Genomic DNA, 25,342 nt, shown 5'->3' with positions numbered 1-25,342 from the left:
AAAGGAGATCATCAAATGGCTAATCGCATTTCACTTAACGGAACTTCGTATCATGGCTTCGGCGCCATCAAGGAGATCATACCCGAAGTCAAAAGCAGAGGCTTCCACAAGGCTTTCATCGCCTCCGATCCGGATCTGATCAAGTTCCATGTCACGGAAAAGGTCACAAAGCTTCTCGACGAATCCGGCCTGCCCTATGAAATCTATTCCGATATCAAACCGAATCCGACCATCGAAAATGTCCAGCATGGTGTACAGGCATTCAAGGACTCCGGCGCCGACTACATTCTTGCCATTGGCGGCGGCTCTTCCATGGATACGTCCAAGGCCATCGGCATCATCATTGCCAACCCCGAATTCGCAGACGTACGTTCCCTGGAGGGTGTAGCACCTACCAACAATCCGAGCGTCCCGATCATCGCCGTACCTACGACCGCCGGAACGGCTGCCGAAGTAACGATCAACTACGTCATCACCGATGTTGAAAAGCAGCGCAAGTTCGTCTGCGTCGATACGCATGATATGCCAATCATTGCCGTCGTCGATCCGGACATGATGTCTTCGATGCCCAAAGGCCTGACTGCTTCCACCGGCATGGACGCCTTGACGCATGCAATTGAAGGCTATACGACAAAAGCCGCCTGGGAGATGACCGACATGTTCCACCTCGAAGCCATCCGTCTGATTTCGGAAAATCTGCGTGCCGCCGTTGCCAACGATCCGAAGGGCCGCGAAGGAATGGCACTTGGCCAGTACATTGCCGGCATGGGCTTCTCCAACGTCGGCCTAGGCATTGATCATTCCATGGCTCATACGCTCAGCGCCCATTACGATACGCCGCACGGTGTCGCCTGCGCCATGTTCCTGCCGATCACAATGGAATTCAACCGCGAATATACGGGAGAAAAGTATCGTGAAATCGCAAGAGCCATGGGCGTCAAGGGCGTCGATGAAATGAGCCAGGAAGAGTATCGCGACGCCGCCATCAACGCGGTTAAGCAGCTCTCCAAAGATGTCGGCATCCCCGAAAAGAACGAAAAGATCCGTGAAGAAGATCTCGATCAGCTCGCCGAAGATGCACTGAACGATGCCTGCTATCCGGGCAATCCCCGCGAAGCGACCAAGGAACAGGTCATTGCCATGTTCCGCCAGCTGATGTAATCCAAATAATACAATCGCAACACACGCTGCCGGACCGTTGTTCCGGCAGCGCTTTTCTAATATGAAAGATAGAGAAAAAGAAAAAAGGAGCTGATTGCTCAGCCCCTGCGGTTCTGTGTATTCTTTTCCGCCTCTTCACTGTAGCGCTCAATGATCTTCTGCACCAGAGGATGACGGACCACATCGTCACTTGTCAGCTCCAGAATGGCAATATCATCGATGCCCTTGAGAATGCCGGCCGCCTGGATCAGGCCGCTTGGCGTACGGGAATCGAGATCGATCTGCGTAATGTCGCCCGTAATGACCATCCGCGAATTAAAGCCAAGCCGGGTCAGAAACATCTTCATCTGCGCCGGCGTCGTATTCTGTGCCTCATCGAGAATTACAAACGAATCATCCAACGTCCGTCCGCGCATATAGGCAAGCGGCGCAATCTCAATCACACCGCGCTCAATCAGATTCTCCGTCTTCTCCACGCCGAGCATATCATGCAGCGCATCATAGAGCGGCGTCAGATAGGGATCCACCTTCTCCTTCATGTCTCCCGGCAGAAAACCGAGAGATTCACCTGCCTCTACCGCCGGCCGCGTCAGAACAATCCGTTTCACATCGCCTTTTTTCAGTGCCGTTACCGCCTTGATCACCGCCAGGAACGTCTTTCCGGTACCGGCCGGTCCGATCGCAAAGGTAATGCTGTGGGAGTCCATCGCCTTCACAAAGGCATACTGCCCCTTCGTCTTAGGCGCAATGGCACGTCCCGTCAGGGTGCGGCCAATGATTTCATTGCCGAACTCATTGAAACTCACCTTTTCGTTCTTTGTCACCAAACGGCAGGCATAGATCACATCCTGCCGGGACACCGGCTGATTCTTTCGAGCAATCTCATACAACGCCAGAAGAACATCGTGAATCTGCTCGTATACCGCATCGCTGCAGTCCCTGATTGTAAATGTATTATCCCGGAACGAAATTTCCTTTCCGAAACAGTCGCACAGAGTTTCAAGATTGCTGTCGGAGGTACCGACCAGGCTCATCGCCTGCGACGAAGTCATGGACTCCAGGCGAATGGATTTTGTCTCTTCCAAGGAATGATCCCCTTTCCACTAATACGTTTATTCTAACGCATCGTGCCGAAAAAAAGAGACTGCGCATCAGCGCAGTCCGGATTTTCAGTGCTTGCGGTTCTTACGCGCGTTCTTACGGGCTTCTTCCGACTTCAGCCGGCGCTTCACACCCGGCTTAACGTAGAACTCCCGCTTCCGCACCTCAGCAAGGGTACCGGCGCGGGATACGGAACGCTTGAAACGGCGCATCGCATCATCAAGACTCTCATTTTCATGAAGAACGATTCTTGTCATCCCTGATCACCTCCCCTCAAAGCCAAGCTATTCTATCAAAATCATTTTCATCAATCAAGATGCCACGGATTGTTTTCATCCGGATCCGTCGGATCCCAGCCTCGCCGCTCATCATTGACATCAATCGTAACCGGCGTCGGCTTGCCCAGCGGCCCCGGATTCTCTTCATCATCGTAAAGCTCCACCGGCGTACCGATCGGACAATTGTCATAGATCCACTTCTCATCTTCCACGCACAGCCGGATACAGCCCATGGATGCCTTGGTACCGAGCTTGTTGTACTCCAGATATTCCAGATTTCCGGGATCCGGTGAAAAATAAGGAACCGAATGAAACAGGATATTCCCGACAATACGGCACGCATACTGCCCGTACACACCACCGAACAGCGACCGCCACCGGTACTTCTCTGTAATCGAATAACTGCCCAGCGGCGTCGCCGTCCCCGTCGAACATACCATGGCTTTAATGGGAATCGAATATTCCTGATTCTCATCCATCAGATATACCGTCACCGTATTGGCGGCCCGATTGATCCGGATCGAATACGGAACAGCCACATCCGGAACTTCGATGCGCTTCACAGGAAACGTCTCGGTTTTCACATTCCCGTTGCGATCCATTGCCTCAACGATCGCCTGTGAGGAATCGTTTTGCGTATCGATGGTCCAGGTGCCGGGAGCCAGGGTGTCTGACTTCTCCAGCGCACCGTCGATTGGATCTGTTACCGAAAGAACGTGTTCCGCAATGGTGGAATCATCCTCATCGGGCAGAACAACGACCTCCGACTGCGCCAGCTCAATCAAAGGATCCGACGTATCGACGACGCTCACATCAGCCTCACTCTGAACTGTGGAAGACAAGCCAAAGTGATCCCTGCGCTTCAGCGTCAGCTCCACCGGGTAGCTGCCAACCGTCATCGTATCAATATTGCCGCTGACCGACACAAGACCCGCAGTGTCACTGAAAAGGCTCTTCAGATCACCGATCGCTTCCCCGTATTCGACCTGTACACTGCTCGCTGCCGCTTCCTTTTTCAGCTGATTCTTCACAGCCGAATGATCAACGCCCATCACGATGGCAAGCGCCGCAGCCGCTCCCATGGCCGTCAGCACATATTTGGCTTTCTTTCTGAGTCTACGCATCCCCTTCCCCCGATCACATGCAAAAGGCCCGGCAGCCGCCGGACCACACGATTACATCAGATCAACACCATGGCTGGTTCCAATACGCTCAGCACCGGCGTCAATCATTTCCTTCAGCTCTTCCTTCGTACGCACGCCGCCCGATGCCTTCACCTTGACAGGTGTACCGGCGACGGCTTCCTTCATCAGCTTCACATCGGCCACCGTAGCTCCGCCGGTCGAGAAACCGGTGCTTGTCTTGACAAAGTCAGCTCCGGCCGCTGCCGCATCTCTGCATGCCCGCACCTTTTCTTCATCCGTCAGCAGGCAGGTTTCAATAATGACCTTCAGAACATGGTCGCCAGCCGCTTCCTTGACCGCCTTGATCTCGGAGGTAACATAAGCATCATCTCCATCCTTCAGACGGCCAATGTTCAAAACCATATCCACTTCATCGGCACCGTTGGCAATGGCATCCTTCGTTTCGAAAACCTTCGTCGCTGTCGTATTGGCGCCCAGCGGAAAGCCGATCACGCACGCTGCCTTGACGGTTGTCCCGGCAAGCTGCGGCTTCACAAAGGGAATCCAGCACGGATTTACCATCACGCTGGCAAAGTCGTATTTCTTTGCCTCGTCGACGATTTTCTGAACGGCATCCTTTCCGGTTTCCGGCTTCAAAAGCGTATGATCGATATACTTGGACAGTTTCATGAATCTTCTCCTTCCCCATTATTCATCCAGTATTTCTGAATCACTTCACGGGCAATGGCGTCATCTCCCTCATACGGCTCACGGCCGTATTCGCGGTAGATGAACTTTTCATCTCCCTTTCCCATAATAATGATTGTATCCCCTTCCGAGGCAATTTCCACCGCCGAACGGATCGCGTCGTAACGATCCTCAATGATCACATATGGCTTCGTATGAATTCCCGAAGCGATCTGCTGCGCAATATCAACCGCCTTCTCATTGCGGGGATCATCTTCCGTCAAAATGATCATGTCCGCATAGCGGTCCAGCAGCTGACCGAAGATCGGACGCTTCGCCGTATCACGCTTGCCGGCGCTGCCGGTGATCGCAATGATCCGGCGGTCCTTCGGCGTAATGGCCGTCGCAAAGTGGCACACCTGCTCAATGCCGTCCGGCGTATGGGCAAAATCCACCAGCACATTGAACGGCTGACCGCACTCAATCCGTTCCATTCGTCCCTCAATCTGCCGGATATGCTTGAGACCCGGCATGATCTGTTCCATCGCCAGCCCGCTCTCATGCAAAGCTGCGATCGCGGCTACGACGTTGTAGATGTTGAACAGCGCTACGAGGTTGGTTTCCATCTCATACTCCATTCCGCCAACCTGAAGTACAAACAGAGTCTTATCCTTGAGCAGCTGGTACTTTACAACCTGATAGTCCGCATCGTGATCAATGCCATACGTCACGACCCGGCACTTGCAGTCCTGCACAATCCGCATTCCAACCGGATCATCCACATTGGTGATGGCTACCGCCGAAGGCTTCAGATGATCGAAGAACTTCTTCTTGGCCTGGAAATAGTTTTCCATCGTCCCGTGATAGTCCAGATGATCATGAGTCAGATTCGTAAAGATGCCGTAGTCAAAGTCAATCGAATCAATGCGGCCCTGATCAATGCCGATGGAGCTGGCCTCCAGAGCACAGCACTGGATTCCGGCTTCCACCATTTCATGCAGAATGCCGTGCAGATCATCGATATCCGGCGTCGTCAGCAGCGGCGGCAGCTTCACCTGCCCGTATTCAATCGAAATCGTTCCGATATAGCCGGTCGGCGCATAGGGGTTCATGATGTCGCGGATGATGCAGGCAATCGAACTCTTGCCATTGGTGCCGGTAACCCCGAACATCTTCATCTTGTGGCTCGGATGACCGTAGAACGCATCCGCCACCTGGTTGAATACCGCATTGACATCCTTGACCTTGATATAGATCACATCCGGATTCTTGTTTTCAATTGTCTCCGAATGAACAATGACCTTTGCACCGTTGGCAATGGCCTGATCCACAAAGCGATGGCCGTCAAACATCATGCCTTTTTCGCAGAAGAAAATGGAATCCGGCCGCTTCTTGCGGGAATCAGCCATCAGACTCTTGATCTCAATATCCGGAACATTTTCAAACAATTCACTCAGCTTCATCGTCTATTTCTCCAAACAGAACATGATCCTCGAACCGCTGAATCCTCACACGGTGCATCGATCCCCTCGCAATTCTTCCGGGAACCCGAACCTCAAAGTACTGCGACGCATGTCCCGGTGTATAGCTTCCGTGATCCTTTTCCATCAGAACATCTGCGTCTCTTCCGATCCAGCTGCGCTTATAAGCGTCATACATTTCTTCTGAAAGCGCGAGCATCGTCTCCGCTCGTTCTTTCTTAACCGCTTCTGCCACCTGCTTCATCGAAGCAGCCCGTGTCCCCTGACGCAGGGAATAAGGGAAGACATGAAGGAAGCTGAACCCGCAGCGCTTCACAAAGTCACGTGACTCCTGAAACTCCTGTTCACTTTCCTCAGGAAATCCAACCATCAGATCCGTCGAAATCGCAAGATCAGGTACTTCCTGATGCAGCAGACTAATTTTAGCATGATAATCTTCGGCCGTATAAGGACGCCCCATTCGTGCAAGCACCCCATCGCTGCCGGACTGCAGCGGGATGTGCAGATGGCGTGCCACTCTTGGACTGGATAAAAGTGAAATCAAATGATCGTCGATCTCAGAGATCTCAATCGAAGAAATGCGGATGCGCTGAAACGACGTCTCATTCAACAGCCGTTCAATCAGATCGGCAAGACTCACGCCGTACTCCTGTCCGTACCGGCCCGTATGAATGCCGGCCAGAACAAGTTCATGATGGTGTACACTGAGCTGCCTGGCCCGATCAACGGCGATATCCGGATCCAGCGAACGCTGCCTTCCGCGGGCATAGGGAATGATGCAATAGGTGCAGAACTGATTGCATCCATCCTGCACCTTCAGAAAGGCACGCGTCGTATCCTCAAAGACATCCAGCGGAAGATCCGTAAAGGTGTGTATTTGTTCGGCATCCGCTACTGCCGTTTCCTTTTCATGACTGCTCAGCCACTGTTCCAGAAGATCCGGGATCTGATCCTTCGCAGCGCTGCCGACAAGAATGTCCGCGTCACTTAACGCATCTGGCGCAACCTGCACATAGCAGCCGACCATGACCAGCGCCGCATCCGGATACAGACGCTTCAGCCGGTGCATCATCTGCCTGCTTTTCTGGGCCGCCGTATTGGTGACGGCGCAGGTAAAAATGATGACAGCGCTGCAGCACTGCCCCTCTTCTGCCCGCTGCCAGCCTCTTTGTTCCAGCATGCCGGCAACTGCCTGCGCTTCATAGTGATTCACCTTGCAGCCAAGATTATGAATCAGAAATGTTTTCATGAACGCTCTTCACTCCAGGCTCCGATCGCACTGAGACAATACATCGCTGCCGTCTCGGCGCGAAGAATCCGCGGCCCGAGACTGACCGGTACGGCGCCTTTGTCCATTACCTGTTGTACCTCAGTTTCCGAAAAACCGCCTTCCGGCCCGATGATCACCACAATCTTTCTGCCGTGAACTGTTGAAAGAATGCCTTTGCCGGCTCCGGCTTCCTTTTCATAGGGAATCATGACACAGTCGAAGGCACTGAAATCCAGCTGTGAAAAAGAAACCGGCATTGCGATATCCGGAATCCGGTTGCGCTTGCACTGCTCGCTGGCTTCCTGAAGTATTGCTTGCCAGCGGTCCGTCTTTTCCTTTTTTGCATGAACGACGCAGCGGCTGCTTTCAAAGGGAACGATCCGGTTCACACCAAGCTCCGCCGCCTTCTGCAGAACAAGCTCAAACTTTTCGCGCCGGATCAATGCCATGGCAAGCGTAACATCCACCGGCAGCTCACGCTCCCTTGGATCGGCCTCCAGAACCTTTGCCTCGAAGCTGCTGCCGTTAACATAGGCATCCGCAAAGTAGGCATCGCCATGATAAACAAGCCGCACCGTTTCATGGTGCAGCTTAAGGACATCACGGGCATGGTGGGCCTGAGCCATGGTAAAGGTATAGATGCTTCCGATGGTCAGCGGCTCTTCACAGAAAAACTGCTGCATGATCAGTTCTTTGATTCCTTTCGCTCTTCCTCGTCTTGGTAATCCCTGACTTCGACCTTGATTTCCAGAACCTTGCGGCGGTCAGCCTTTGTAACGGTGACATGAAGGCGGTCAAAGTCAAATGATTCGCCGACCGCAGGAATATGATCCAGTTCATGGATCACCCAGCCCGATACCGTGATGAAGTCATAGTCCTCTTCATCCTCCGGATGCACGTCAAAGCGGTCCAGCATATCGTCAATATCCGCGTCACAGCGCACCAGGAATGTATGATCATCAAGACGCTGGTAATACTCCTTGACGACATCATGTTCATCCCAGATCTCGCCGACCAGCTCTTCGATGATGTCCTCCATCGTCACGATGCCGGCCGTTCCGCCATACTCATCCAGTACCACCGCCAGATGGGCCTTGGCTCCCTGCAGCTGCTTGAGCACCGTTGAAATCTTAACGTTTTCCGTCGTATAGATGACCGGTGTAATGATCTTCCGCAACATCCCGTGTTCCCTGTCCCGGTACATCATGTTATAGAAATCCTTTTCATGAATGACGCCGACAATATTGTCGATGCTTGTTTCATACACCGGCAGACGGGAGAAACTGTTCATGGAAAAGACGTTGGCAACTTCCTTGAGACTTGCATTGATCGGAATCGCCACCACTTCCACGCGCGGCGTCAGAATGTCCTTGACATCCAGATCATTGAACTCGATGGCGGCCGAAATCAGATCCGATTCATGTTCCTCAAGATCCCCGTCCTTTTCCGCCTCATCAACCATTGTGATCAGCTCATCCGAAATATCCGGATCCTTGTTCTCAACCTTGAACAGCTTCGACGTCAGATACTGCCAGCCCTGAAACACCAGTCCAAGCGGGCGGAAAAGAACCATGATGAAACGCACAAAGCTCAGCGTACGAATGGCGAAACGCTCCGGAGACTGCTTGGCAAAGGTCTTCGGCGTAATCTCACCGAACAGAAGTACAACCAGCGTAATGACAATCGTCGAAACCGTCGGCCCCTCTGTCTCTCCCAGCCAGCGGGTGAACAGAATCGTACCCAGCGTAGCCGAAAGAATATTAACGATATTGTTTCCGATGAGAACGGATGTCAGAAAACGATCATAATTGTCCAGAACCTTCAGAACCCGGCCGGCACCGCTGTCGCCATCATTCTCCATGGCTTTCAGGCGAATCCGGGAAGCACTCGAATATGCGGTTTCAACCGCAGAAAAAAGGCCGGAAAACAGAATCAGAACGATGAGCGCAAAAACAAGCATCTGTGACGCGGCGTTCATATTTCTTTCTCCATTCTGAAATTCGGCTTGCAACAGTGACTATATTGATCTGAATCCATATACCCTTTCCTTTGTTGAATAGCGCGATTATACCATCAGAACCGGTTTCCTACAATGCCGCTCCGATGTCCTGAAAATTCTGAACAATCCAGTCCGGATGCACCGGAAGCGCGAAGAGATCCGTCTGCGCAGACATCGCCGAACTGACCAGAATGGTCTTCATGCCCGCCATGGACGCCGGAGCAAGAATCGTTTCCGCCTGTCCGGACACAACGATCATGTCATTGGCTCTGCCTGCCTTCATCCCTGTCACAACCGGCACAACGGCGGAAGAAAAGCTGTCCAGACGCAATGGTTCCTGATGGGAGGCAGCCGCAAGCATCTGAACCAGAGCTCCCCCGGCCAGAACATCGACACTGCCCCGGCGGCGCTTGAGGCTGGCCGAGAGGCTGACAAGCTGCGTCCCCTGTTCGATCAGGTTCAACTGATCCGAAAAGTCATCCATCGTTCCCTGAACACGGTCGCCGATCACAATATAATCCGGAGCCAGCGATTCCTCAAAACCGGCCGCCAGAAAGCTCTCCCTGACCGCCCGGCTGCCGCAGAACATCACCCTGCGCTTTTCCGGTGCATTCTTCCGCAGAAACGCCGCAGCAGCCTGCGGAAGAGTCAGAATATGATTGTCTTCAACGCTCAGCCCGGCCTGCTGATAAACCTCAGCGATCTGGGCAGCAGAGCGGACCGTTTCCATGTTCAGAAGCAGCGCATGATCCCGCAGCTTCCGCCAGAGCAGATCATCCTGTCTTGAAACAGAAGAGTCTTTCAGGAACAGGTTTCCATCAATCAGCCATTGTACACGCATTCTTTGATTATAGCATTCGGTGGATGCACCCCCTGTGCTATCATGAGGAACAGGCATGAAAACACTGACGAAGGTTCTGCTGGTACTGGCATTGATGGTCAGCCTCGGCTATGCAATGTATTACGATGCGTGGAATGTAGCTCCCTCGCGTTTTGTTGTGCGCTATGAAACGCTGGATTCGATCTTCATCCCCGACCAGCTGAACGATGTCAATATTCTGTTCTTTTCCGATCTGAAGTTCGGCACCTTCATGGACCAGAAACGGCTGGAGAAGCTGGTGGATTCGATCAATGATCTTTCGCCGGATGCAGTCATCTTCGGCGGCGATCTGTTTGATGAAGACGCACTGGTCGATGACAATACAGCAGCTATGGTGACGCCGCTGCTCAAAAGCATCGAAGCTCCTCTGGGCAAATTTGCTGTACTGGGGGATACGGATCATCGCAGTGACGATGTCACATCGTATGTGGAACAGGTGCTCTATGACAGTGATTTTGAACTGTTGAACAACGCTTCCACACTGCTTCGCAACAAAGGCTCCCAGAGCATTACGATCGTTGGCCTCGATTCTCCGCTGGCAGGAACTATGGATGTAACAGCCGCCTTCAGCGAAGTGTCACGCACCTCCTATTCCATTGTCGTATGTCATACGCCGGATGCGGCGGATGATTTTCCGACGGATCTGACAAACTATGTTCTTTCGGGCCACAGCCTTGGCGGTCAGGTATACCTGGCCAACTATTCCCTGTACATGCCGGCGATGGCACAGAAGTACTTCCGGGGCAAGCATACCCTTGGCAACAATGCCTTTACGCTGGATATCTCTTCCGGAACCGGCACAACCGGTCAGGATGTACGCTTCCTTGCCAATGCGGAAATTGTTCTCTACCGCCTCAAGCACCGCGCTGTCATAGACGCATCGTCAAATTAAAAACCGGCCGAAGCCGGTAAGGAATACTGCTTGTTCAGCGAAGCGCCTTGGACAGCTTCTTGGCGTAGTGCTGACGCTCCTGCGGGGAACAGTTGGAAAGCTGGCTGAGCAGTTCATAGATATGAAGCTTCTCATTGGTGGTAAAGGACTTGTCAACCTCGATTACGCGGACCACTTCGTTCAGACTGTCGAGAAATTCGCTTTCCGTCTCATTCTTTCCTGCTTCGAACACTTCCTGAAATGTCTTAAGAGCAGTGGAGTTGTGCTTGCGATGAAATAATGGCATATGGTCTCCTTTTCCTAGAGGAATTCCTCTTCTTCCGCCGGCTTCACGATCCGTGTATCTTCACTGGCCAGGCACTGGTCCAGTTCACTCTGCCAGTCCCATTTTGTTTCGAAGGCTTCGCACTTGCGCAGAAGCGGACGGGTCACCGGGTTCTGCGGCTTGAAGATGGTGCAGCAGTCTTCATACGGCTCAATCGATGTTTCATAGGTGCCCAGGCGGCGAGCAAGATCGATGATCTCCACCTTGTCCATGCATACCAGCGGCCGCAGCACTGGCATATGTACGACATCATTGATCACAGCCATGCTTTCAAGGGTCTGCGAGGCCACCTGGCCCACACTCTCCCCGGTCGCAAGAGCGAGGCAGCCGTTTTTCTGTGCAACCTGCTCCGCAAGGCGGAACATCATCCGCCGCAGAATGGTGATCGAATAGGAGTCGCCGACATTGCGGTTGATGGACATCTGATTGGCCGTCAGATTGATGACATGAACCTTCATATGGCCTTCATAGACCGACATCTTCGATGCCAGCGTCAGCACCTTGCCAAGCGCATGATCCGAGGTATACGGCGGCGAGGCAAAATGAATCGCCTCCACGTTGAGGCCGCGCTTCATCAATTCATAGGCGGCGACCGGAGAATCAATGCCGCCGGAAAGCAGAAGAAGCACCTTGCCGTTGATGCCGGTCGGATAGCCGCCGGCTCCCGGTATCTTCTCACTGGTCAGATAGGTCGCATCCTCACGAACCTCAACGCGGATCTCAAGGTCCGGATCATGAACATCCACCTGCATGTCCGTATTCTCAAGGATGACTCCGGCAACGGCACGGTTGATGCTGTCGGAGTTCATCGGAAAGTTCTTATCGTGACGCTTCGTCAGCATCTTGAAGGTGTGCCTGGTCGGGGCATTTTCTTTCGCGATTTCCAGGCAGCGTGCCTCAATGGCATCCAGGCTGCTTGCAATCTTTTCCGTGAAGGAAAACGAAGATATGCCGAAGACGCCGGAAATGATCTTCTTCATCTTTTCCGTATCTTCTCCGCCCTGCAGCTGAATGTAGATGCGATCATACGTACGGCGGTACTTCAGGCCGTCAAAATCACGCAGCGCATACTTCAGATTGCTTTCAAGCCGCTTGATGAAGTCGCGGCGGTTATGTCCCTTGGTGCTGAGTTCTCCATAGCGGATCAGTACCGTATCATAATTCACCATATATATGAATAATCTCCTTTAATGCGTTGAGAAATGCGTCGATTTCTTCCGCAGTATTCTGATAGCCCAGACTGACGCGGATACAGCTGCTCGCCCGGCGGTCACTGTAGCCCATGGCCGTGAGAACGTAGCTCGGATTGTTGGAATTGCTTTCGCAGGTGCTGCGGGCACTGACCATGAAGCCGGCACGGTTCAGCGCATTCTGCATCACTTCACTCGGAATCGCTTCATAGGAGAAGTTGACCAGGCAGCCAACGCCATCGCGGCTGCTGTTGATCTCGACGCCGTCAATCGCTTCCAGACCATCGAGCAGACGGTCCCGAAGGCTCTTAACATAGGCGCCATACTTCTTCTCATTTTCAAGAGCGAGACGCAGCGTCTTGGCAAAGACCATGTCGGCCGCCGCATTCGCCGTTCCGCCACGCAGTCCCTGTTCCTGTTCGCCGCCCGATATCAGCGGTTCCAGCGGGACATACTCTTTCTTGATCAGAACGCCGCTGCCTTTGAGGCCCTCAATCTTATGGGCAGAGATGGACGCCAGGTCAATGTCCTTGAGGGAACACGGGATCTTGCCGATGGCCTGGGTAAGGTCCACGTGGAGATAGGCATGGGACTGTTTCCTGACAATCTCCTTGATCTCATCCATCGGGTTGATGGCGCCGCTCTCATTGTTTACCAGCATCAGCGACACAAGAACCGTATCTTCATCCAGAGCAGCCTTCAGGTCATCGACGGAAACGATGCCCTGCCCATTGACGGGAAGATAGGTAATCCGATAGCCGAAGAGACGTTCCATCTGTGCACAGGCATTGAGAACACTGCTGTGTTCGACGCATGAGGTAATGATGTGTTTCCTGCCTTTTACAGCAAGCGGTACACCTTTAATGGCTGTACTGTTGGATTCGGAAGAGCCGCCGGTAAACATTACCTCCCTGGGCTTACAGCCTAAAAGCCCGGCAATTGCTGCGCGGGCTTTCTCCATTTGATCATGAACCTGTGTACCTTCTTCATAGAGCGATTCGCTGTTGACATACATGGTTTCCAGCAGATGCTCATAGACCTTCAGCACATCCGGATTGATATTGGTTGTGCTTGCATGGTCAAAATATACTCTAGGCTGCACTCTTAGCATTCTCCTTGATCATCTTCTCATAGTTGCCGGGATAAATCTTTTCGATCGTTCCGATGGCAATGCGCAGCGCATCCTGATATTCGCCATTGCGGAAGCACAGTTCCGAACGCGTCAGATCCGAATCAATATCGGAATACGTCGAGCGATAGCGGTTTGCGAAGACAACCGTATTTTCAAACATAATCACGGTGGCAACCAGCTGATTCACCTTATCAAGAAGCGTGTAGACAAAATCGATGGCTTCCTTCAATGTCGAATTCAGCAGTTCCATGTTCAGCTGCTTTTCATTCAGCAGATGATCCAGCGTATGCATATACTGATTGGCCTTCGTAATGTCGGCCTCATACTGCTGCGAGATGGACGGCAGCTTGTATTTGCGGATCTTCATCTGCATCTGGTTCATGACGACCTGCATCGCGATCAGCTGCTTGCGGGCACGGTCCTCATCGCTGACCGCCGCATCAATCTCGGAGCGGATCTTGTTTGCCTTGGCAGAGCACATCGTCAGCTTCTGGTTCAGAAGCTTCATGTTCGAAAGAATATAGCTGGCTGCTGTACGGTGTTCGTTATAGGACTCGTAAACACTCGGCATGCGGCGGGAAATATCCTTCAGATCGTCGCTGACCTGCTGAATACGCTCTTCCAGATGACGCATGCCAAGACGCGTCGACTGACGGCTGTACTGATCCTGAATGTACTTGGCTGTATGTTCAGTCTCCTGATACAGACTTTCTGTTTCCTTGGCAAGACGGCTCAGCTCAGCCGTGTTTTCGATCTCATCATGAACCTGACCCTGCATCTGTTCAATACGGGTCTTGTAGGAATCGAGATGATCCTTCACGTCCTGCGGATTGCCTGCCTTCAGCGCAGCAAGATCATCCTGCAGACTGGACGTGATCACGGAGAGATTCTTCTCAACTTCCAGATGATCGAGATATACGCCCTGGCTCTTGGCCTTGGCATAGTCGGAGCTGAGAACTTCAACCATCTTCGGAATGACACCGCGCGCATCATTCAGAAGATTCGGGAATTCCTGCGTCAGTGCCTCAAAATGATTCAGGGCATTCTGGATATTGACAAGCTCTTCCTTCGCCTTTTCATATTCATTGGCGTACATCCATTCTTCAAAGGCGGAGAACATCTTTTCAATGTCACTGATATTCTGCTCCACCGTCGGCCAGATGAAGCCCAGCTGTGTCTGATGATCCTGTGCATAGGCGCGCAGATCATGGAATCTGTTTTTATACTGGGTTACTTCCTCCCGCTGCGACTTCTCCTTTTCAAGGATGGAATCGAGGAAGGTATCAAGGTTCTTGACCTGTTTCTCGCCAAGCTCAATGGAGGCTTCCAGATCGCCAAGATCCAGCTTTGCCCGCTTCAGCTTGCCGGCAAGAATTTCATCTTCCGTATCCGCCAGCATCTGCGAGATCTGCGTCAGGTTTGCCTGGCACTTTTCGAAATCATCTTTCGTGGATGCGACCTTATCCATGGTCCCGGGTTCGACGCGGCAGATGGCCACAGCTTTGTTCAGCTTAAAGGAAATCGGAACGCTCTTGATGGAATTGTACCGGCGTTCCAGGTTTTCAAGCTGTTTCCGGTAGGAATTTGCACGGATTCTCTGCGCAATCAGCCATACAACTATAATCAGGACAACGGCCGCAATTGCAATGACAACGCGGATGTCCGAAAGATATTTCATTACGGTGTTCATAATAGAGAGGACCAGCCTTTCATACGGAATAATAATAGCACACTATTTATTTCCTCTTGCCCGTGAATTGGGCTCCTCTGCAGGTATTCCGGGGGTATGCTAGAATTTGTTCGCTGCTTGTAAAGGAGCCTGCTTATGAGCTATCAGATGATTTGGAATCTTCCTGCCCCGCAGCTGGATGCCTTCGTGGTCGCATCCGATCAGAACACTCTCTTTCAGTGTTCCAGCTGGGCGGACATCAAAGTGAACTGGAAGTCGCAGCGCATCGGCGTCAGCCGGGACGGGACTCTGGTGGCCGCCGCCCTTGTGCTGATCCGGCCGATGCCGCTGGGAAAGACACTTCTCTATATTCCCCGCGGACCCGTCATGGATTATCACAATCCGGAACTTGTAGAGTTCATGCTGGCGGGCTTGAAGACGCTGGCGAAAGAGAAGCACGCCATCGACATCCGCTTTGATCCGGCAGTTTTATCCAGAGTGTATCCATACAAGGAACGCAAGGAACATCATGACCGTCAGAACGAAGATGTCATTGCGCTCCTGCAGTCTTTGGGCGCACGCCACAGGGGCTATACAACCGCCATCATCGAATCGACGCAGCCGCGTTTTAATGCGGCCATGGATGTGACTGCCGACTTTGAGAAAAAGCTTGAGCACAAGACCGTCAAGTGCATCCGGGCGGCGGTTCACAAAGGCGTAGAAGTGTTTGAGGGGCCGCAGTATCTGGATGATTTTGCGACAGCCATGCACTATACGGAAGTCCGCAAGAAGGTTGCTCTGCGCAACAAGGAATATTTTGCCAACATGCTCAGGGTATACGGGGATCATTGCATCCTGATGGTCGCGAAGCTCAACTTTCCAAAGCAGATTTCCCGCCTGCAGGAAGAAATCGCTGCTCTCCAGAAGAAGCTGGATGCGCAGCCCGACCAGCAGGAAGCGGAACAGCTGAAGGAAAAGCTTCAGAAGAACCGGTCCCTTCTGAAGCAGTTCAAATCGGACGGAGAAGATCATAAAGCTGAAATCAAGGCGCTGAACAAAGAGAACCAGCAGCTGCAGGCAAGGCAGAAGCTGCAGCTTTCTGCAGCGGATCTGCAGCAGCTTCAGCAGCAGATGGAAAACGACAGGAAGGAAGTTGAACGCCTGAAGGAGGAATATGCCCGCGAAGGTCGTGAGGAAGTGATTACCTGCGGAATTCTGGCCGTCTATAACGAGAAGCTGATGGAGTTGTTCTACATGGGCAACCATCCGGACTATATGCGCCTGTACTCCAGCTACCTTCTCTACAGCAAATGTCTGCAGCGCTGCGTCGAGCTCGGCATCCGTCATTGTTCCTTCGGCGGTGTCGAGGGAACATTGGATGATGGTCTGACGCTGTTCAAATCCAACTGGCTGATGAATGTCGAAGAGTATATCGGCGAATTCAACATTGTGACCGATCCCTTCCTGTACAGCATGTTCGACAAAGTCTACCCCCTGTTTCTGAAGCATGCCATGAAAGAGAGCGGAAAAAGCCGCTGAAACCGCGCCGTATACGGCATTTTCCATTGACTTTTGCAGGCTCCGTTTGTATGATTGTTGAGCGTCAAATGATAGCAGCATACAGAGTTATGCGTCAGGCGTTGGCAGGAGAACCTCTCTAGTCCCAGTAACCGAGCTGCGTTCGGTGAAACGATGTGTGACAACACCCCGCATGATAATCTGCACCTGTTGTCGTTTCGCCAATGTCATAAGGAGGAACGAACAAACATGGCACGTTACACAGGTCCGGTATGGAAGAAGTCGAGACGTCTCAGCTTCTCAATCCTTGAAACCGGCGAAGAACTCAAGAAGAGAACCTACGCTCCGGGTCAGCATGGTCCGACCAAGCGCGTAAAGCTCAGCGGTTACGGTCTGCAGCTTCGTGAGAAGCAGAGAGTCCGCAACATGTACGGCGTAACAGAGCGCCAGTTCAGCAACCTTTTCCAGAAGGCACAGAAGATGGACGGCATGGCCGGTGTCAACTTCCTTGTCCTTCTGGAGTCGAGACTGGATAACCTGGTTTACCGTATGGGCTTCGCTCGTACGCGTAAGGCAGCCCGTCAGCTGGTGACGCATGGTCATATTGAGGTTGATGGCAAGAAGCTGGACATCCCTTCGGCACAGATCCTTCCGGGTCAGGTCGTTGCAGTCCGCGAGAATGCCCGCAATATGACGGTCATCAACGATGCGCTGAATTCCAACTATACAGCTCCTGCCTTTGTCACTGTTGACAAGGACAACAAGAAAGGAACGTATGTCCGTATTCCGGAGCGTTCTGAGCTGAACCAGGAAATCAACGAGTCCCTGATCGTCGAATACTACAACAGGTAATTAGTTGAGTTTCTGACAAAGCTGATACATAAGCCGAAAACGCAGATACGGCCGTGTATCAGCTTTTTTATTTCTTCCCCCTGTCCTTCTGCTAAACTGTCTTTAGACATCAGAGGATCATCTATGGCAAACATTGATCATCATTTCTATGAAGCCCTTGGCAGAGATCTGCACAGGCAGCGGATGGCAAAAAAAATTAAGCTGCAGCGTGTATCGGAACTGACCGGTCTTTCCCCTGAAGCAATTTCCCGCTATGAAAAAGGCGATCCGGAAATTGTTGAGGCATGGGATGAACTGTGCCGGGCAGTCGGCATCGATCCGGATGAAGAATGGGACCGTCTCGCACGAGAGGTTCCCCAGGGAAAAGCATCTCGGAATTCCACCCCTGATATTGAGGCATTTACCGCCCTGCTGAAGACTCTTTCCCACCAGCATCAGAAGGAAGCTTTCGATTTCATCCAGTTCCTGCATCAGAAAGAAGAACAATAAACAGAAAACGGACGATACGAAAAAGATCCGCTGTCAACTGACTGACATGCGGATCATTTCTTTCCTCAGAATGTCTTTTCCATGTGATGACGGATGATCGTACGAATGATATCCGCCGCAAGGTCAATATCGTCGTTGCAGACGACGTAGCGGTACTGATCGGTCATCTCCAGTTCCTTGGCTGCCTTGGCAAGGCGCTGCTGAACGATTTCCTCCGGCTCACTGCCCCGCTTGCGGATCCGATCCTCCAGCTCCCTGGTGCTGGGCGGTACGATGAAGATCGTCAAGGCATCCGGGCACTTCTCCTTCACCTGCTTGCAGCCGTTGACTTCAATCTCAAGTAGAACGTTGCGGCCCTCATTGCGCAGCTTCTCAACGCCTTCCAGCGGCGTCCCGTAGCAGTTGCCGACAAACTCCGTCCACTCAAGCATCTTTCCTTCCTTCACTGCCTGCATGAACTGATCGCGCGTAACAAAGTAATAGTTAACGCCGTCTTTCTCGCCGGCCCGCGGAGAACGCGTCGTCATCGAAACCGAATAGGAAAGCTTCAAATCCGGATCATTGATGAAGCGCGAAATGACACTTCCCTTGCCAACTCCGCTTGGCCCGCTGATTACGATTAACAGCCCCTTTTTAGTCATTCTTATTAGCCCCTGTTTCGTATTAGGTTATCGCTTTCAGCCGCTCACGTCAATCGATGCGGCAGGCATGTTATAATCGCACGCAGGAGTAAACAAATGGCACTTGACGGCATCCTGTTATCAAAGATTGTTCCGCAGATTGCGGCTTCACTGCCCTGCCGGATTCAGAAGATCTATCAGATCTCATCCCAGGAGATTCTTTTTCAAATCCACGGCAGCCATGGCAAGCAGCAGCTTCTGATTTCCTGTCACAGCGAATACAACCGTATGCTGCTGTCGGATCGCAGCTATCCAACACCCGATGAACCGGGCAATTTTATTATGGTCCTGCGCAAATATCTCGAAGGCGCAAGCTTCGAATCCATCGAACAGGCCGGTCTCGACCGCTGGTGCCTCTTTCAGGTACGCCGCCGCAACGATCTGGGCGACGTCGAGACGATGAAGCTATATGTCGAACTGATGGGCAAATATGCCAACGTCATCCTCGTCTCCAGCAGCGGGAAGATCATTGACGCCCTCAAGCGCATTCCCCCCTTTGAAAACAATCACCGCATCATTCAGCCCGGTGCCGATTTTCATAGCGTAGAACCCCAGAACAAGCGCAATCCCTTTGAAGACTGCTATATCGAAGAAGGAAAAAGCCTGATCCAGCAGTTTGCCGGCTTCTCTCCCTTCCTTGCCAGAGAGGCCGAATACCGCATGGCCCACGGCCAGTCCTTTGCCTCAATCATGGAGGAAATCAAGGCCAGTACCAGTCTCTATATTGCCAAAGAAGATCCGTCTCCCGTCTTCCATTGCATCGAGCTGACTTCCGTCGGCCCCTGCCACAGCTATCCGCTCTTTGAAGGTTTTGACATTCTCTACTATCACAAAGAGGAAAAGGATCGCATCAAGGAGATCAGCGGCGACGTCTACCATGCCTGCAAGAAGCAGCTGAAGCACGAGACACAGAAAATGCCCCGCCTGCTCAAGGAGTACGACGAAGCACGCGACTGCCAAAAGTGGAACACCTACGGCACCCTGCTGTATTCCTACGGTATTCAGGATACCAAAGGCGACACTTCCATCATCCTCAAGGATTTTGAAACCGGTGAAGATGTCACCATTCCTCTCGATCCAAGACTCAATGGCGTCCAGAACGCCCAGAAATGTTTCAACCGCTATCAGAAGCTGAAGAAGGGACAGAAGTATCTTCAGGAACAGATTGACATCTGCCAGAACGAAATCAGCTACCTCAACGGCCTGCTGGAACAGCTCGATCAGGCTGATTTCAAGACGGCCGAAGAGATCAAGCAGGAACTGATCAAGGGCGGCTATATGGAAGAAAATCAGAAAGGCCGCCGTCCCCGCCGCCGCAAAAATGAAGAACCGCATATCACCACCTTCACCATGGAAAACGGCGTCTCCATTTCCTTCGGCCGCAACAATCTGCAGAACGACGCTCTGACGTGGCACAAGGCACGCAAGAATGAAATCTGGCTCCATGCCAAGGACTATCACGGCTCCCATGTCGTCATCCATACCGATCAGCCGGACGAAGCCACACTGCGCCTGGCCGCCAATATCGCCGCCTATTTTTCCAAAGGCCGTGACAGTTCCTCGGTCCCGGTCAACTGGTGCCCTGTCAAGAACCTCAAAAAAATTCCGGGCGCAAAACCCGGAATGGTACAGCTCGGCAGCTATCGAACCATATACATCGATCCTGACGCATCGCAGCTTGCCCCGTATGGAATTCTCGAACCCCGTCAGTGATGATTCTTTGCGCCCCAGAACGAATTGCCTGCCTGCGAATAGTCATTCATGATCAGCACCGGAATGCGCCCGAAACGCGCATTCTTTTCTTTTAACCGTGCACAGGCGGTCAGTCTCCTGCGCCCGTCCACACACTGGAAGCGGCCGTCCTCCTTTCGATCCACATGGACAGGAATGGCTATTCCCCGCTCCCGGATGCTTGCCAAAAGTACTTCGCCCGGTTCCTCTTCCTCAAAATCAATGTCCTGAATCGGTACCATCGTGTTGATCATCGTTGTCCTTCGCCTCCTGGTCCGCCTTCTTGACTTCATTCAGATCCAGAATGCTCGTATCAAGAATATGCAGAGCCTGCGTCACTTCCAGGTTTTCCACTTCCTTCTTGACGTCATCCTGATGCGCCGCATGCTGAACGACAGCCCTGGCAAGACGCCGCTTCTTCAGCCAGCGCATCACAAACACAAGTACACCAAGCAGAACGGCCGCCCCGACACTGATCAGCACAAAGGCATATTCCCTGTCAAAGGAACTCGTCTCATGTGTCACAACCTCAACCGGATCCTCACCCGTATACTGGTTGCTCGAAGATTCCTTGACCAAAAGAAACTCTCCCGGGTGCTTTGCCATGAAAATGATCCGGCCTGTCGACTGGCGCGTATAGCACTTGATCACATCTCCGTTATCATCCACCTGCAGAACCGTATACAGGTCTCCCAGCTGCGTATCATTCGGCTTGGCAATGGAAAAGACCAGCGGCTCCTGCGTCGAGGCATCGGTATAGTTTTTCAGCAGACGGACCGTAAACGTGTCCACCGGCGTCTGATCAAGGAATTCCGCAACCTTCTGCATCGCTTCCTGTGACGCAGAGGAAATGCCATGATGCACACGTACACGATAGGTATCACTGAACAGCGAATTCTTCGTCAGGGAATCTCCCAGCGGAATCGAAATACCCAGACCGCTGACCCCGAAGCTGTAGGAATTGGACTCCACAATATAGTGAATCTTGTTCCCATAGGCAAGGCGCATGATCTGATCAATGTCACGCGTCTGTCCGATGGTCAGATACGGCAGCACCGTCGCATCAATCTTTTCCTTCAGCTGCAGAACTTCATTGCACTCATCGTCGCTCAGCGAGTCCCGGCCCTTGTACTTTTCAATGACATCCAGAATCTCCTGCTTGGTATCTGTACGCGTCTGATCCTTTTCTTCGGATACATTCACTTCATACGTCAGCGTACAGCCGGCATAGGAAACCGTAATTTCCTGCGTACCGCCGCCGCTGAAATCAAAGCCTGAAACCTCGGAAGTTGCGAGACCGACTTCCTGCGTCGTACCGTCCGTAAAGTAGACCATGATCTTCCCCTGCGAGAGGTCAATCCGATCATTCAGCTCATAATCCGTTTTCGGCTGTTCGGAAAATTCAATCCGGTCAACGTCCTTGTACTGCGCCGTCAGATACAGATCACCACTGACCGCGTCGCTCGAGCCATCCCAGCCATTGAACAGCGCATGGTCCTTGACCGGTTCCACGGACGCCGCATCCTGACCGTCAATGATTTCGTAGGACACGCTGCTCTCGCTGCCGACCATTTCCCCGCCGGCCCCATCAAAGGTAACGGTATGGTAGGACGGCTCACCTCCAAGGGTGCCCACCATGGAAAGCTGAATATCTTCCGCCCGGATATAGCCGATATCATTGGTAAACGAATAATTGTAGCTGAGATCGACCGAACCTTCCTCACTGATGGTTGCCTCGGACTGCACCTTGTACCAGTGGCCCGTATCCGTGTCCGTCTCACCAAGGATGATGAACGACATATCCGGATGATCACCGGTCCCGTACAGCACACTGCCATCCGGTTCGTCATATACATTCGTCTCGCCGCTGACCGTACGGATGCCAAGGGTATACGCATTCCCGTCGCTGCCTCCGCAATCTTCATCCAGCTTCTCATAGGCGGAAGCCGCCTTTTCGCCCCAGTAGGGATCCGAAGAATAGTTGACATTCATGCCCGCCGACTTATTGCCGAAAAAGGAACCGGCAAAGGTCGTCTTGACAGGCGAAGCATACGTGCCCGAAATATAGTACTTCGCATGCGAATAGATGGAATCTTCAACAGAGAAATACCGGCTCACGGCCGCCTCTTCTTCCGTATCATAGGCAGCGTGACGATATAGGTTGTTGCGGGAAAAGGCCAGGGAACTTCTGCCCCAGCTGCTCTCATTGACACTCACCGCCAGCATCATCAATGCATTGGCACCATACTCATACTGATATTGCCAGAAGGCCGGCATCATGCCGTAATACTGGCTGCGGGAAAGATCGTCGCTCGCCCCGTCAAGATCCATATCGCTGTAGAAAGTGAGCTGACCAAGCGTCCCCATCGTATCGTTGATATAGGACTGCGCCGTCTTATAGCTGACAGATGTAACCGTGCGGTGCGAGACAAACTGATAGTAGTAATACCAGGGATCATCAGGATTGATGGCCTGCGCATGGGTGCCCGCATGCAGATCATCTTCCAACGCCCACATCGAATCCGAATTGTAGAAGTAGTGACCGTCATAGCTCAGAAAGATGCCTTCCGCATTCAGAAAGGAAGGCGCCGGCCCAAGATCGATCTCATCATAATAGTTTTCATCATCGATCTCGTTTTTGATCTGATGATACAGATGACCATCAATCACGGAATACGTCGAAAGACGGACACTGCTGTTTTCAATCGGCAGAATCGTCACGTCCGAAATGCTCGCGCCCAGCTCGGCTCCGGAGAGCAGAAGATTCACCGTCTGTCCGTCATCACTGGTGCTGATATAGGCCGCATCAATTCCATAGCAGCCGTTCACGGTCGTTGTAGAGTGATCGGCATACTCCATTTCAAGATCCAGCGAACATGCATCATCGCGATTGAAAAGTACAAAGGCACGCTCCGCCTTCAGCACCGTACCGTCTTTGACAATGGCCGCATTCTGATAAATCTGCGCCGCCGCATCAAAGTTCTTCAGAGCCTTTTCGTAAGTATCGTAGGATCCGTACTCCGCATCCGTTCCAGAGTAGTCAACAATGTGATAAAGCCCGTCACTATACCAGCTCGCATCCATCGCCCTGACCCGCTGGGGGAAGAAACATATAAAAGCCAGGCACGACATCAGGATTGCTGAAAATTTTTTCATCCAAGTCATACCCGGCAATTCTACTATGTTTTAGATGTGAACACAAATCAGGATCATCTCCATCCGCACCGCATATCCATGCAGGAATGAACAGGCGTCAGGCAGCCGTCAGCGCTTCCCCCTGCCTGCGGCAGGCAGACTTTCCTTCCTCATCCGGCTTCTTCTTCAGGCCCAGCGTTGCCAGAACAGTCATTCCGGCAGCTTCGGCATCCTGTTTCCAGGTTTCAAGATAGGCACCATTGCCCCAGCCCCAGGAGCCAAACAGCAGAACCTTCTTCCCCTTCAGCAGCGGCTTGAGCCGCGTGTAATATTTCTGAAAGAAACCGTCGAGGGATTCCTCTCCCATAGCGGGACAGCCAAGGGCAATGACGTCGCTTTTCTGGATCTGTTCCTCATCAAGCTCATCGATAAAATCAATCCATACCGAGGCACCGGCCGCTTTGGCACCTTCGGCAATCTCTTCGGCCATCTCCTGGGTATTCCCGGTCGTTGTCCAATAGGCAATACTGATCTCAGTCATGTCTTTTCTCCAGATTCCAAACTTCTACAGTAATAAAACGGCTGCAGCATGTCACTGCAGCCAAACGAATATTCCAGATAAACTCAGTTGCGGAAGAAGGCAGGGATGTCATTGGCATCGTCATCTTCTGTCTTCACTTCCTTACTGTCATCAACGCTTCCGAAGCTGACCGGATCCGATCCCTGCTCAACCTGCAGCCCATCGCTCTTGACCGGGCTGGTTTCAGCAGCAGCCTTTTCCGTATCGATCAGTTCCGGTTTCGGAAGATCGAAGCCCGTCGCAATGACGGTAACGATCAGGCTTTCGCCAAGCTTCTCGTTGATCGCGACACCGAAGATGATATCGATATCATTTCCGGCCGCCTGACGGACATAATCAACCGCTTCCTGCGCATCATAGGCGGACATGCTGGCACCACCGGTAACGTTGACAATGGCACTCTTGGCGCCGGCAATCTTGGCCTCAAGCAGCGGGCACTGAATTGCCTTCTCGGCAGCTTCCTGCGCCTTGTTGTCACTGGAAGCCATACCAATACCGATCAGAGCCGATCCTTGTCCTTCCATGACGGAACGGACATCGGCGAAGTCCAGGTTGATCATTGCCGGAACCGCAATCAGATCCGTAATGGTCTGAACCGCCTGACGCAGAATATTGTCTGCCTCCTTGAAGGCATCCTCAAACGGAATATGACCGATGACTTCAAGGACCTTATTGTTGGAGATGATGATCAGAGAATCGCAGTACTCCTTGAGATTCTCAAGACCCTGCTCCGCCTGAACCATACGCTTGCGGCCCTCAAAGGAGAACGGCTTCGTAACGATTCCGACTGTAAGAGCACCAAGCTCCTTGGCAACCTTTGCAAACAAAGGCGAAGCACCGGTACCAGTACCGCCGCCAAGACCCGCTGTCAGGAAGACCATGTCCGCGCCTTCCATTGCCTTGCGGATATCCGCTTCACTTTCAACGGCAGCTTTGCGCCCGTTGTCCGGATTGCCGCCGGCACCCAAACCGGCCTTGCCGAGCTGAATCTTGTTCTGCACCGGCGACACATCAAGCGCCTGTACATCTGTATTCGCAACGTAGAACTCTACGCCCTGAACGCCATCCTGAACCATCCGGTTAACCGCATTTCCGCCTGCGCCGCCGATACCGAACACCTTGATTTTGGCGACCTGATTATAGCTTAAATCTGTCATACCCTGTTCCT

The 25,342-nt window shown here is 52.4% G+C and carries 24 protein-coding genes; 6 read left to right on the top strand and 18 right to left on the bottom strand.

The genetic code is table 11. The features are described from left to right. Positions 1–15: 15 nt before the first annotated feature. Positions 16–1,161, top strand: coding sequence for a lactaldehyde reductase (gene fucO / locus C1714_RS09380; RefSeq protein ID WP_102342918.1), 1,146 nt, complete (start codon positions 16–18; stop codon positions 1,159–1,161). A gap of 98 nt (positions 1,162–1,259) precedes the next feature. Here the strand turns inward: fucO and C1714_RS09375 are convergent, their stop codons facing one another. The 9 genes from C1714_RS09375 to C1714_RS09335 all read right to left on the bottom strand — a co-directional run bounded on the left by C1714_RS09375 (position 1,260) and on the right by C1714_RS09335 (position 9,942). After that, a complete protein-coding gene (locus tag C1714_RS09375) occupies positions 1,260–2,213 on the bottom strand; it encodes a PhoH family protein (protein ID WP_102343203.1) in 954 nt (317 codons plus the stop codon). Between the two features lie 117 nt (positions 2,214–2,330). Continuing rightward, the gene (gene rpsU, locus C1714_RS09370; protein ID WP_102342917.1) at positions 2,331–2,519 is read right to left on the bottom strand and encodes a 30S ribosomal protein S21; all 189 of its coding nucleotides are present in this window, start codon (positions 2,517–2,519) and stop codon (positions 2,331–2,333) included. A gap of 50 nt (positions 2,520–2,569) precedes the next feature. Beyond that, positions 2,570–3,664: a L,D-transpeptidase gene (locus C1714_RS14275; protein ID WP_210115289.1), complete on the bottom strand. Its 1,095-nt coding sequence runs from the start codon at positions 3,662–3,664 to the stop codon at positions 2,570–2,572. 51 nt (positions 3,665–3,715) lie between these two features. Further along, positions 3,716–4,354, bottom strand: coding sequence for a deoxyribose-phosphate aldolase (gene deoC, locus C1714_RS09360; protein ID WP_102342916.1), 639 nt, complete (start codon positions 4,352–4,354; stop codon positions 3,716–3,718). Then, positions 4,351–5,814: a UDP-N-acetylmuramoyl-L-alanyl-D-glutamate--2,6-diaminopimelate ligase gene (locus tag C1714_RS09355; RefSeq protein WP_102342915.1), complete on the bottom strand. Its 1,464-nt coding sequence runs from the start codon at positions 5,812–5,814 to the stop codon at positions 4,351–4,353. The genes deoC and C1714_RS09355 overlap by 4 nt, the downstream gene beginning before the upstream one ends. Next, the gene (gene mtaB / locus C1714_RS09350; protein ID WP_102342914.1) at positions 5,801–7,081 is read right to left on the bottom strand and encodes a tRNA (N(6)-L-threonylcarbamoyladenosine(37)-C(2))-methylthiotransferase MtaB; all 1,281 of its coding nucleotides are present in this window, start codon (positions 7,079–7,081) and stop codon (positions 5,801–5,803) included. The genes C1714_RS09355 and mtaB overlap by 14 nt, the downstream gene beginning before the upstream one ends. After that, positions 7,078–7,785 carry an RsmE family RNA methyltransferase gene (locus tag C1714_RS09345; protein WP_102342913.1) on the bottom strand — a complete coding sequence of 236 codons (708 nt, stop codon included), beginning with the start codon at positions 7,783–7,785 and terminating at the stop codon, positions 7,078–7,080. The genes mtaB and C1714_RS09345 overlap by 4 nt, the downstream gene beginning before the upstream one ends. A 2-nt stretch (positions 7,786–7,787) precedes the next feature. Further along, a complete protein-coding gene (locus tag C1714_RS09340) occupies positions 7,788–9,080 on the bottom strand; it encodes an HlyC/CorC family transporter (protein WP_102342912.1) in 1,293 nt (430 codons plus the stop codon). Positions 9,081–9,189: 109 nt separating this feature from the next. Then, positions 9,190–9,942 carry an HAD family hydrolase gene (locus C1714_RS09335; protein WP_102342911.1) on the bottom strand — a complete coding sequence of 251 codons (753 nt, stop codon included), beginning with the start codon at positions 9,940–9,942 and terminating at the stop codon, positions 9,190–9,192. A gap of 55 nt (positions 9,943–9,997) precedes the next feature. Here C1714_RS09335 and C1714_RS09330 point away from each other — a divergent pair, with 55 nt between their 5' ends. After that, a complete protein-coding gene (locus C1714_RS09330; RefSeq protein ID WP_102342910.1) occupies positions 9,998–10,873 on the top strand; it encodes a metallophosphoesterase in 876 nt (291 codons plus the stop codon). 34 nt (positions 10,874–10,907) lie between these two features. Here C1714_RS09330 and C1714_RS09325 read toward each other — a convergent pair whose 3' ends face one another. The 4 genes from C1714_RS09325 to C1714_RS09310 are packed head-to-tail and all read right to left on the bottom strand — an operon-like array spanning position 10,908 to position 15,198. Next, positions 10,908–11,159: a hypothetical protein gene (locus C1714_RS09325; RefSeq protein WP_102342909.1), complete on the bottom strand. Its 252-nt coding sequence runs from the start codon at positions 11,157–11,159 to the stop codon at positions 10,908–10,910. Between the two features lie 14 nt (positions 11,160–11,173). Continuing rightward, positions 11,174–12,367 carry a tRNA uracil 4-sulfurtransferase ThiI gene (gene thiI, locus C1714_RS09320; protein ID WP_102342908.1) on the bottom strand — a complete coding sequence of 398 codons (1,194 nt, stop codon included), beginning with the start codon at positions 12,365–12,367 and terminating at the stop codon, positions 11,174–11,176. Next, a complete protein-coding gene (locus C1714_RS09315; protein ID WP_102342907.1) occupies positions 12,354–13,499 on the bottom strand; it encodes a cysteine desulfurase family protein in 1,146 nt (381 codons plus the stop codon). The genes thiI and C1714_RS09315 overlap by 14 nt, the downstream gene beginning before the upstream one ends. Then, on the bottom strand, positions 13,480–15,198 hold the full coding sequence (locus C1714_RS09310; RefSeq protein ID WP_167850002.1) for a septation ring formation regulator EzrA: 1,719 nt from the start codon (positions 15,196–15,198) through the stop codon (positions 13,480–13,482). The genes C1714_RS09315 and C1714_RS09310 overlap by 20 nt, the downstream gene beginning before the upstream one ends. 147 nt (positions 15,199–15,345) lie before the next feature. Between C1714_RS09310 and C1714_RS09305 the strand changes: the two genes are divergently transcribed. The 3 genes from C1714_RS09305 (at position 15,346) to C1714_RS09295 (ending at position 18,048) form a co-directional block, all read left to right on the top strand. Then, positions 15,346–16,728 carry a peptidoglycan bridge formation glycyltransferase FemA/FemB family protein gene (locus C1714_RS09305; protein ID WP_102342905.1) on the top strand — a complete coding sequence of 461 codons (1,383 nt, stop codon included), beginning with the start codon at positions 15,346–15,348 and terminating at the stop codon, positions 16,726–16,728. A 228-nt stretch (positions 16,729–16,956) separates the two neighbouring features. Beyond that, positions 16,957–17,559 carry a 30S ribosomal protein S4 gene (gene rpsD / locus C1714_RS09300; RefSeq protein ID WP_102342904.1) on the top strand — a complete coding sequence of 201 codons (603 nt, stop codon included), beginning with the start codon at positions 16,957–16,959 and terminating at the stop codon, positions 17,557–17,559. A 123-nt stretch (positions 17,560–17,682) separates the two neighbouring features. Then, on the top strand, positions 17,683–18,048 hold the full coding sequence (locus C1714_RS09295) for a helix-turn-helix domain-containing protein (RefSeq protein ID WP_102342903.1): 366 nt from the start codon (positions 17,683–17,685) through the stop codon (positions 18,046–18,048). A 65-nt stretch (positions 18,049–18,113) separates the two neighbouring features. Here the strand turns inward: C1714_RS09295 and gmk are convergent, their stop codons facing one another. Next, positions 18,114–18,689: a guanylate kinase gene (gene gmk, locus C1714_RS09290; RefSeq protein ID WP_102342902.1), complete on the bottom strand. Its 576-nt coding sequence runs from the start codon at positions 18,687–18,689 to the stop codon at positions 18,114–18,116. Positions 18,690–18,785: 96 nt separating this feature from the next. Here gmk and C1714_RS09285 point away from each other — a divergent pair, with 96 nt between their 5' ends. After that, a complete protein-coding gene (locus C1714_RS09285; RefSeq protein ID WP_102342901.1) occupies positions 18,786–20,441 on the top strand; it encodes an Rqc2 family fibronectin-binding protein in 1,656 nt (551 codons plus the stop codon). On the opposite strand, the gene C1714_RS09280 is transcribed toward C1714_RS09285, so the two are convergent. The 4 genes from C1714_RS09280 to ftsZ form a co-directional block, all read right to left on the bottom strand. Beyond that, entirely contained in the window at positions 20,435–20,713 is a 279-nt protein-coding gene (locus C1714_RS09280; RefSeq protein WP_167850001.1) for a ParB N-terminal domain-containing protein, read from the bottom strand. The genes C1714_RS09285 and C1714_RS09280 overlap by 7 nt on opposite strands. Next, entirely contained in the window at positions 20,679–23,543 is a 2,865-nt protein-coding gene (locus C1714_RS09275) for a glucosaminidase domain-containing protein (RefSeq protein ID WP_167850000.1), read from the bottom strand. Before C1714_RS09275 ends, C1714_RS09280 begins: the two co-directional genes overlap by 35 nt. A gap of 169 nt (positions 23,544–23,712) precedes the next feature. Continuing rightward, the gene (locus C1714_RS09270) at positions 23,713–24,135 is read right to left on the bottom strand and encodes a flavodoxin domain-containing protein (RefSeq protein ID WP_102342898.1); all 423 of its coding nucleotides are present in this window, start codon (positions 24,133–24,135) and stop codon (positions 23,713–23,715) included. Positions 24,136–24,218: 83 nt separating this feature from the next. Beyond that, positions 24,219–25,331 carry a cell division protein FtsZ gene (ftsZ, locus tag C1714_RS09265; protein ID WP_102342897.1) on the bottom strand — a complete coding sequence of 371 codons (1,113 nt, stop codon included), beginning with the start codon at positions 25,329–25,331 and terminating at the stop codon, positions 24,219–24,221. Positions 25,332–25,342 lie beyond the last annotated feature (11 nt).

It is taken from the genome of Galactobacillus timonensis, from assembly GCF_900240265.1.
Lineage (GTDB): Bacteria > Bacillota_I > Bacilli_A > Erysipelotrichales > Erysipelotrichaceae > Bulleidia > Bulleidia timonensis.
This window is presented reverse-complemented; position numbering and strand designations above follow the sequence as displayed.

Excerpts from the sequence above, each read along its gene's own strand:
- fucO (WP_102342918.1), top strand. The coding sequence starts at position 16 with ATGGCTAATCGCATTTCACTTAACGGAACTTCGTATCATGGCTTCGGC.
- C1714_RS09375 (WP_102343203.1), bottom strand. The coding sequence starts at position 2,213 with ATGACTTCGTCGCAGGCGATGAGCCTGGTCGGTACCTCCGACAGCAAT.
- rpsU (WP_102342917.1), bottom strand. The coding sequence starts at position 2,519 with ATGACAAGAATCGTTCTTCATGAAAATGAGAGTCTTGATGATGCGATG.
- C1714_RS14275 (WP_210115289.1), bottom strand. The coding sequence starts at position 3,664 with ATGCGTAGACTCAGAAAGAAAGCCAAATATGTGCTGACGGCCATGGGA.
- deoC (WP_102342916.1), bottom strand. The coding sequence starts at position 4,354 with ATGAAACTGTCCAAGTATATCGATCATACGCTTTTGAAGCCGGAAACC.
- C1714_RS09355 (WP_102342915.1), bottom strand. The coding sequence starts at position 5,814 with ATGAAGCTGAGTGAATTGTTTGAAAATGTTCCGGATATTGAGATCAAG.
- mtaB (WP_102342914.1), bottom strand. The coding sequence starts at position 7,081 with ATGAAAACATTTCTGATTCATAATCTTGGCTGCAAGGTGAATCACTAT.
- C1714_RS09345 (WP_102342913.1), bottom strand. The coding sequence starts at position 7,785 with ATGCAGCAGTTTTTCTGTGAAGAGCCGCTGACCATCGGAAGCATCTAT.
- C1714_RS09340 (WP_102342912.1), bottom strand. The coding sequence starts at position 9,080 with ATGAACGCCGCGTCACAGATGCTTGTTTTTGCGCTCATCGTTCTGATT.
- C1714_RS09335 (WP_102342911.1), bottom strand. The coding sequence starts at position 9,942 with ATGCGTGTACAATGGCTGATTGATGGAAACCTGTTCCTGAAAGACTCT.
- C1714_RS09330 (WP_102342910.1), top strand. The coding sequence starts at position 9,998 with ATGAAAACACTGACGAAGGTTCTGCTGGTACTGGCATTGATGGTCAGC.
- C1714_RS09325 (WP_102342909.1), bottom strand. The coding sequence starts at position 11,159 with ATGCCATTATTTCATCGCAAGCACAACTCCACTGCTCTTAAGACATTT.
- thiI (WP_102342908.1), bottom strand. The coding sequence starts at position 12,367 with ATGGTGAATTATGATACGGTACTGATCCGCTATGGAGAACTCAGCACC.
- C1714_RS09315 (WP_102342907.1), bottom strand. The coding sequence starts at position 13,499 with ATGCTAAGAGTGCAGCCTAGAGTATATTTTGACCATGCAAGCACAACC.
- C1714_RS09310 (WP_167850002.1), bottom strand. The coding sequence starts at position 15,198 with ATGAAATATCTTTCGGACATCCGCGTTGTCATTGCAATTGCGGCCGTT.
- C1714_RS09305 (WP_102342905.1), top strand. The coding sequence starts at position 15,346 with ATGAGCTATCAGATGATTTGGAATCTTCCTGCCCCGCAGCTGGATGCC.
- rpsD (WP_102342904.1), top strand. The coding sequence starts at position 16,957 with ATGGCACGTTACACAGGTCCGGTATGGAAGAAGTCGAGACGTCTCAGC.
- C1714_RS09295 (WP_102342903.1), top strand. The coding sequence starts at position 17,683 with ATGGCAAACATTGATCATCATTTCTATGAAGCCCTTGGCAGAGATCTG.
- gmk (WP_102342902.1), bottom strand. The coding sequence starts at position 18,689 with ATGACTAAAAAGGGGCTGTTAATCGTAATCAGCGGGCCAAGCGGAGTT.
- C1714_RS09285 (WP_102342901.1), top strand. The coding sequence starts at position 18,786 with ATGGCACTTGACGGCATCCTGTTATCAAAGATTGTTCCGCAGATTGCG.
- C1714_RS09280 (WP_167850001.1), bottom strand. The coding sequence starts at position 20,713 with ATGATCAACACGATGGTACCGATTCAGGACATTGATTTTGAGGAAGAG.
- C1714_RS09275 (WP_167850000.1), bottom strand. The coding sequence starts at position 23,543 with ATGGATGCGAGCTGGTATAGTGACGGGCTTTATCACATTGTTGACTAC.
- C1714_RS09270 (WP_102342898.1), bottom strand. The coding sequence starts at position 24,135 with ATGACTGAGATCAGTATTGCCTATTGGACAACGACCGGGAATACCCAG.
- ftsZ (WP_102342897.1), bottom strand. The coding sequence starts at position 25,331 with ATGACAGATTTAAGCTATAATCAGGTCGCCAAAATCAAGGTGTTCGGT.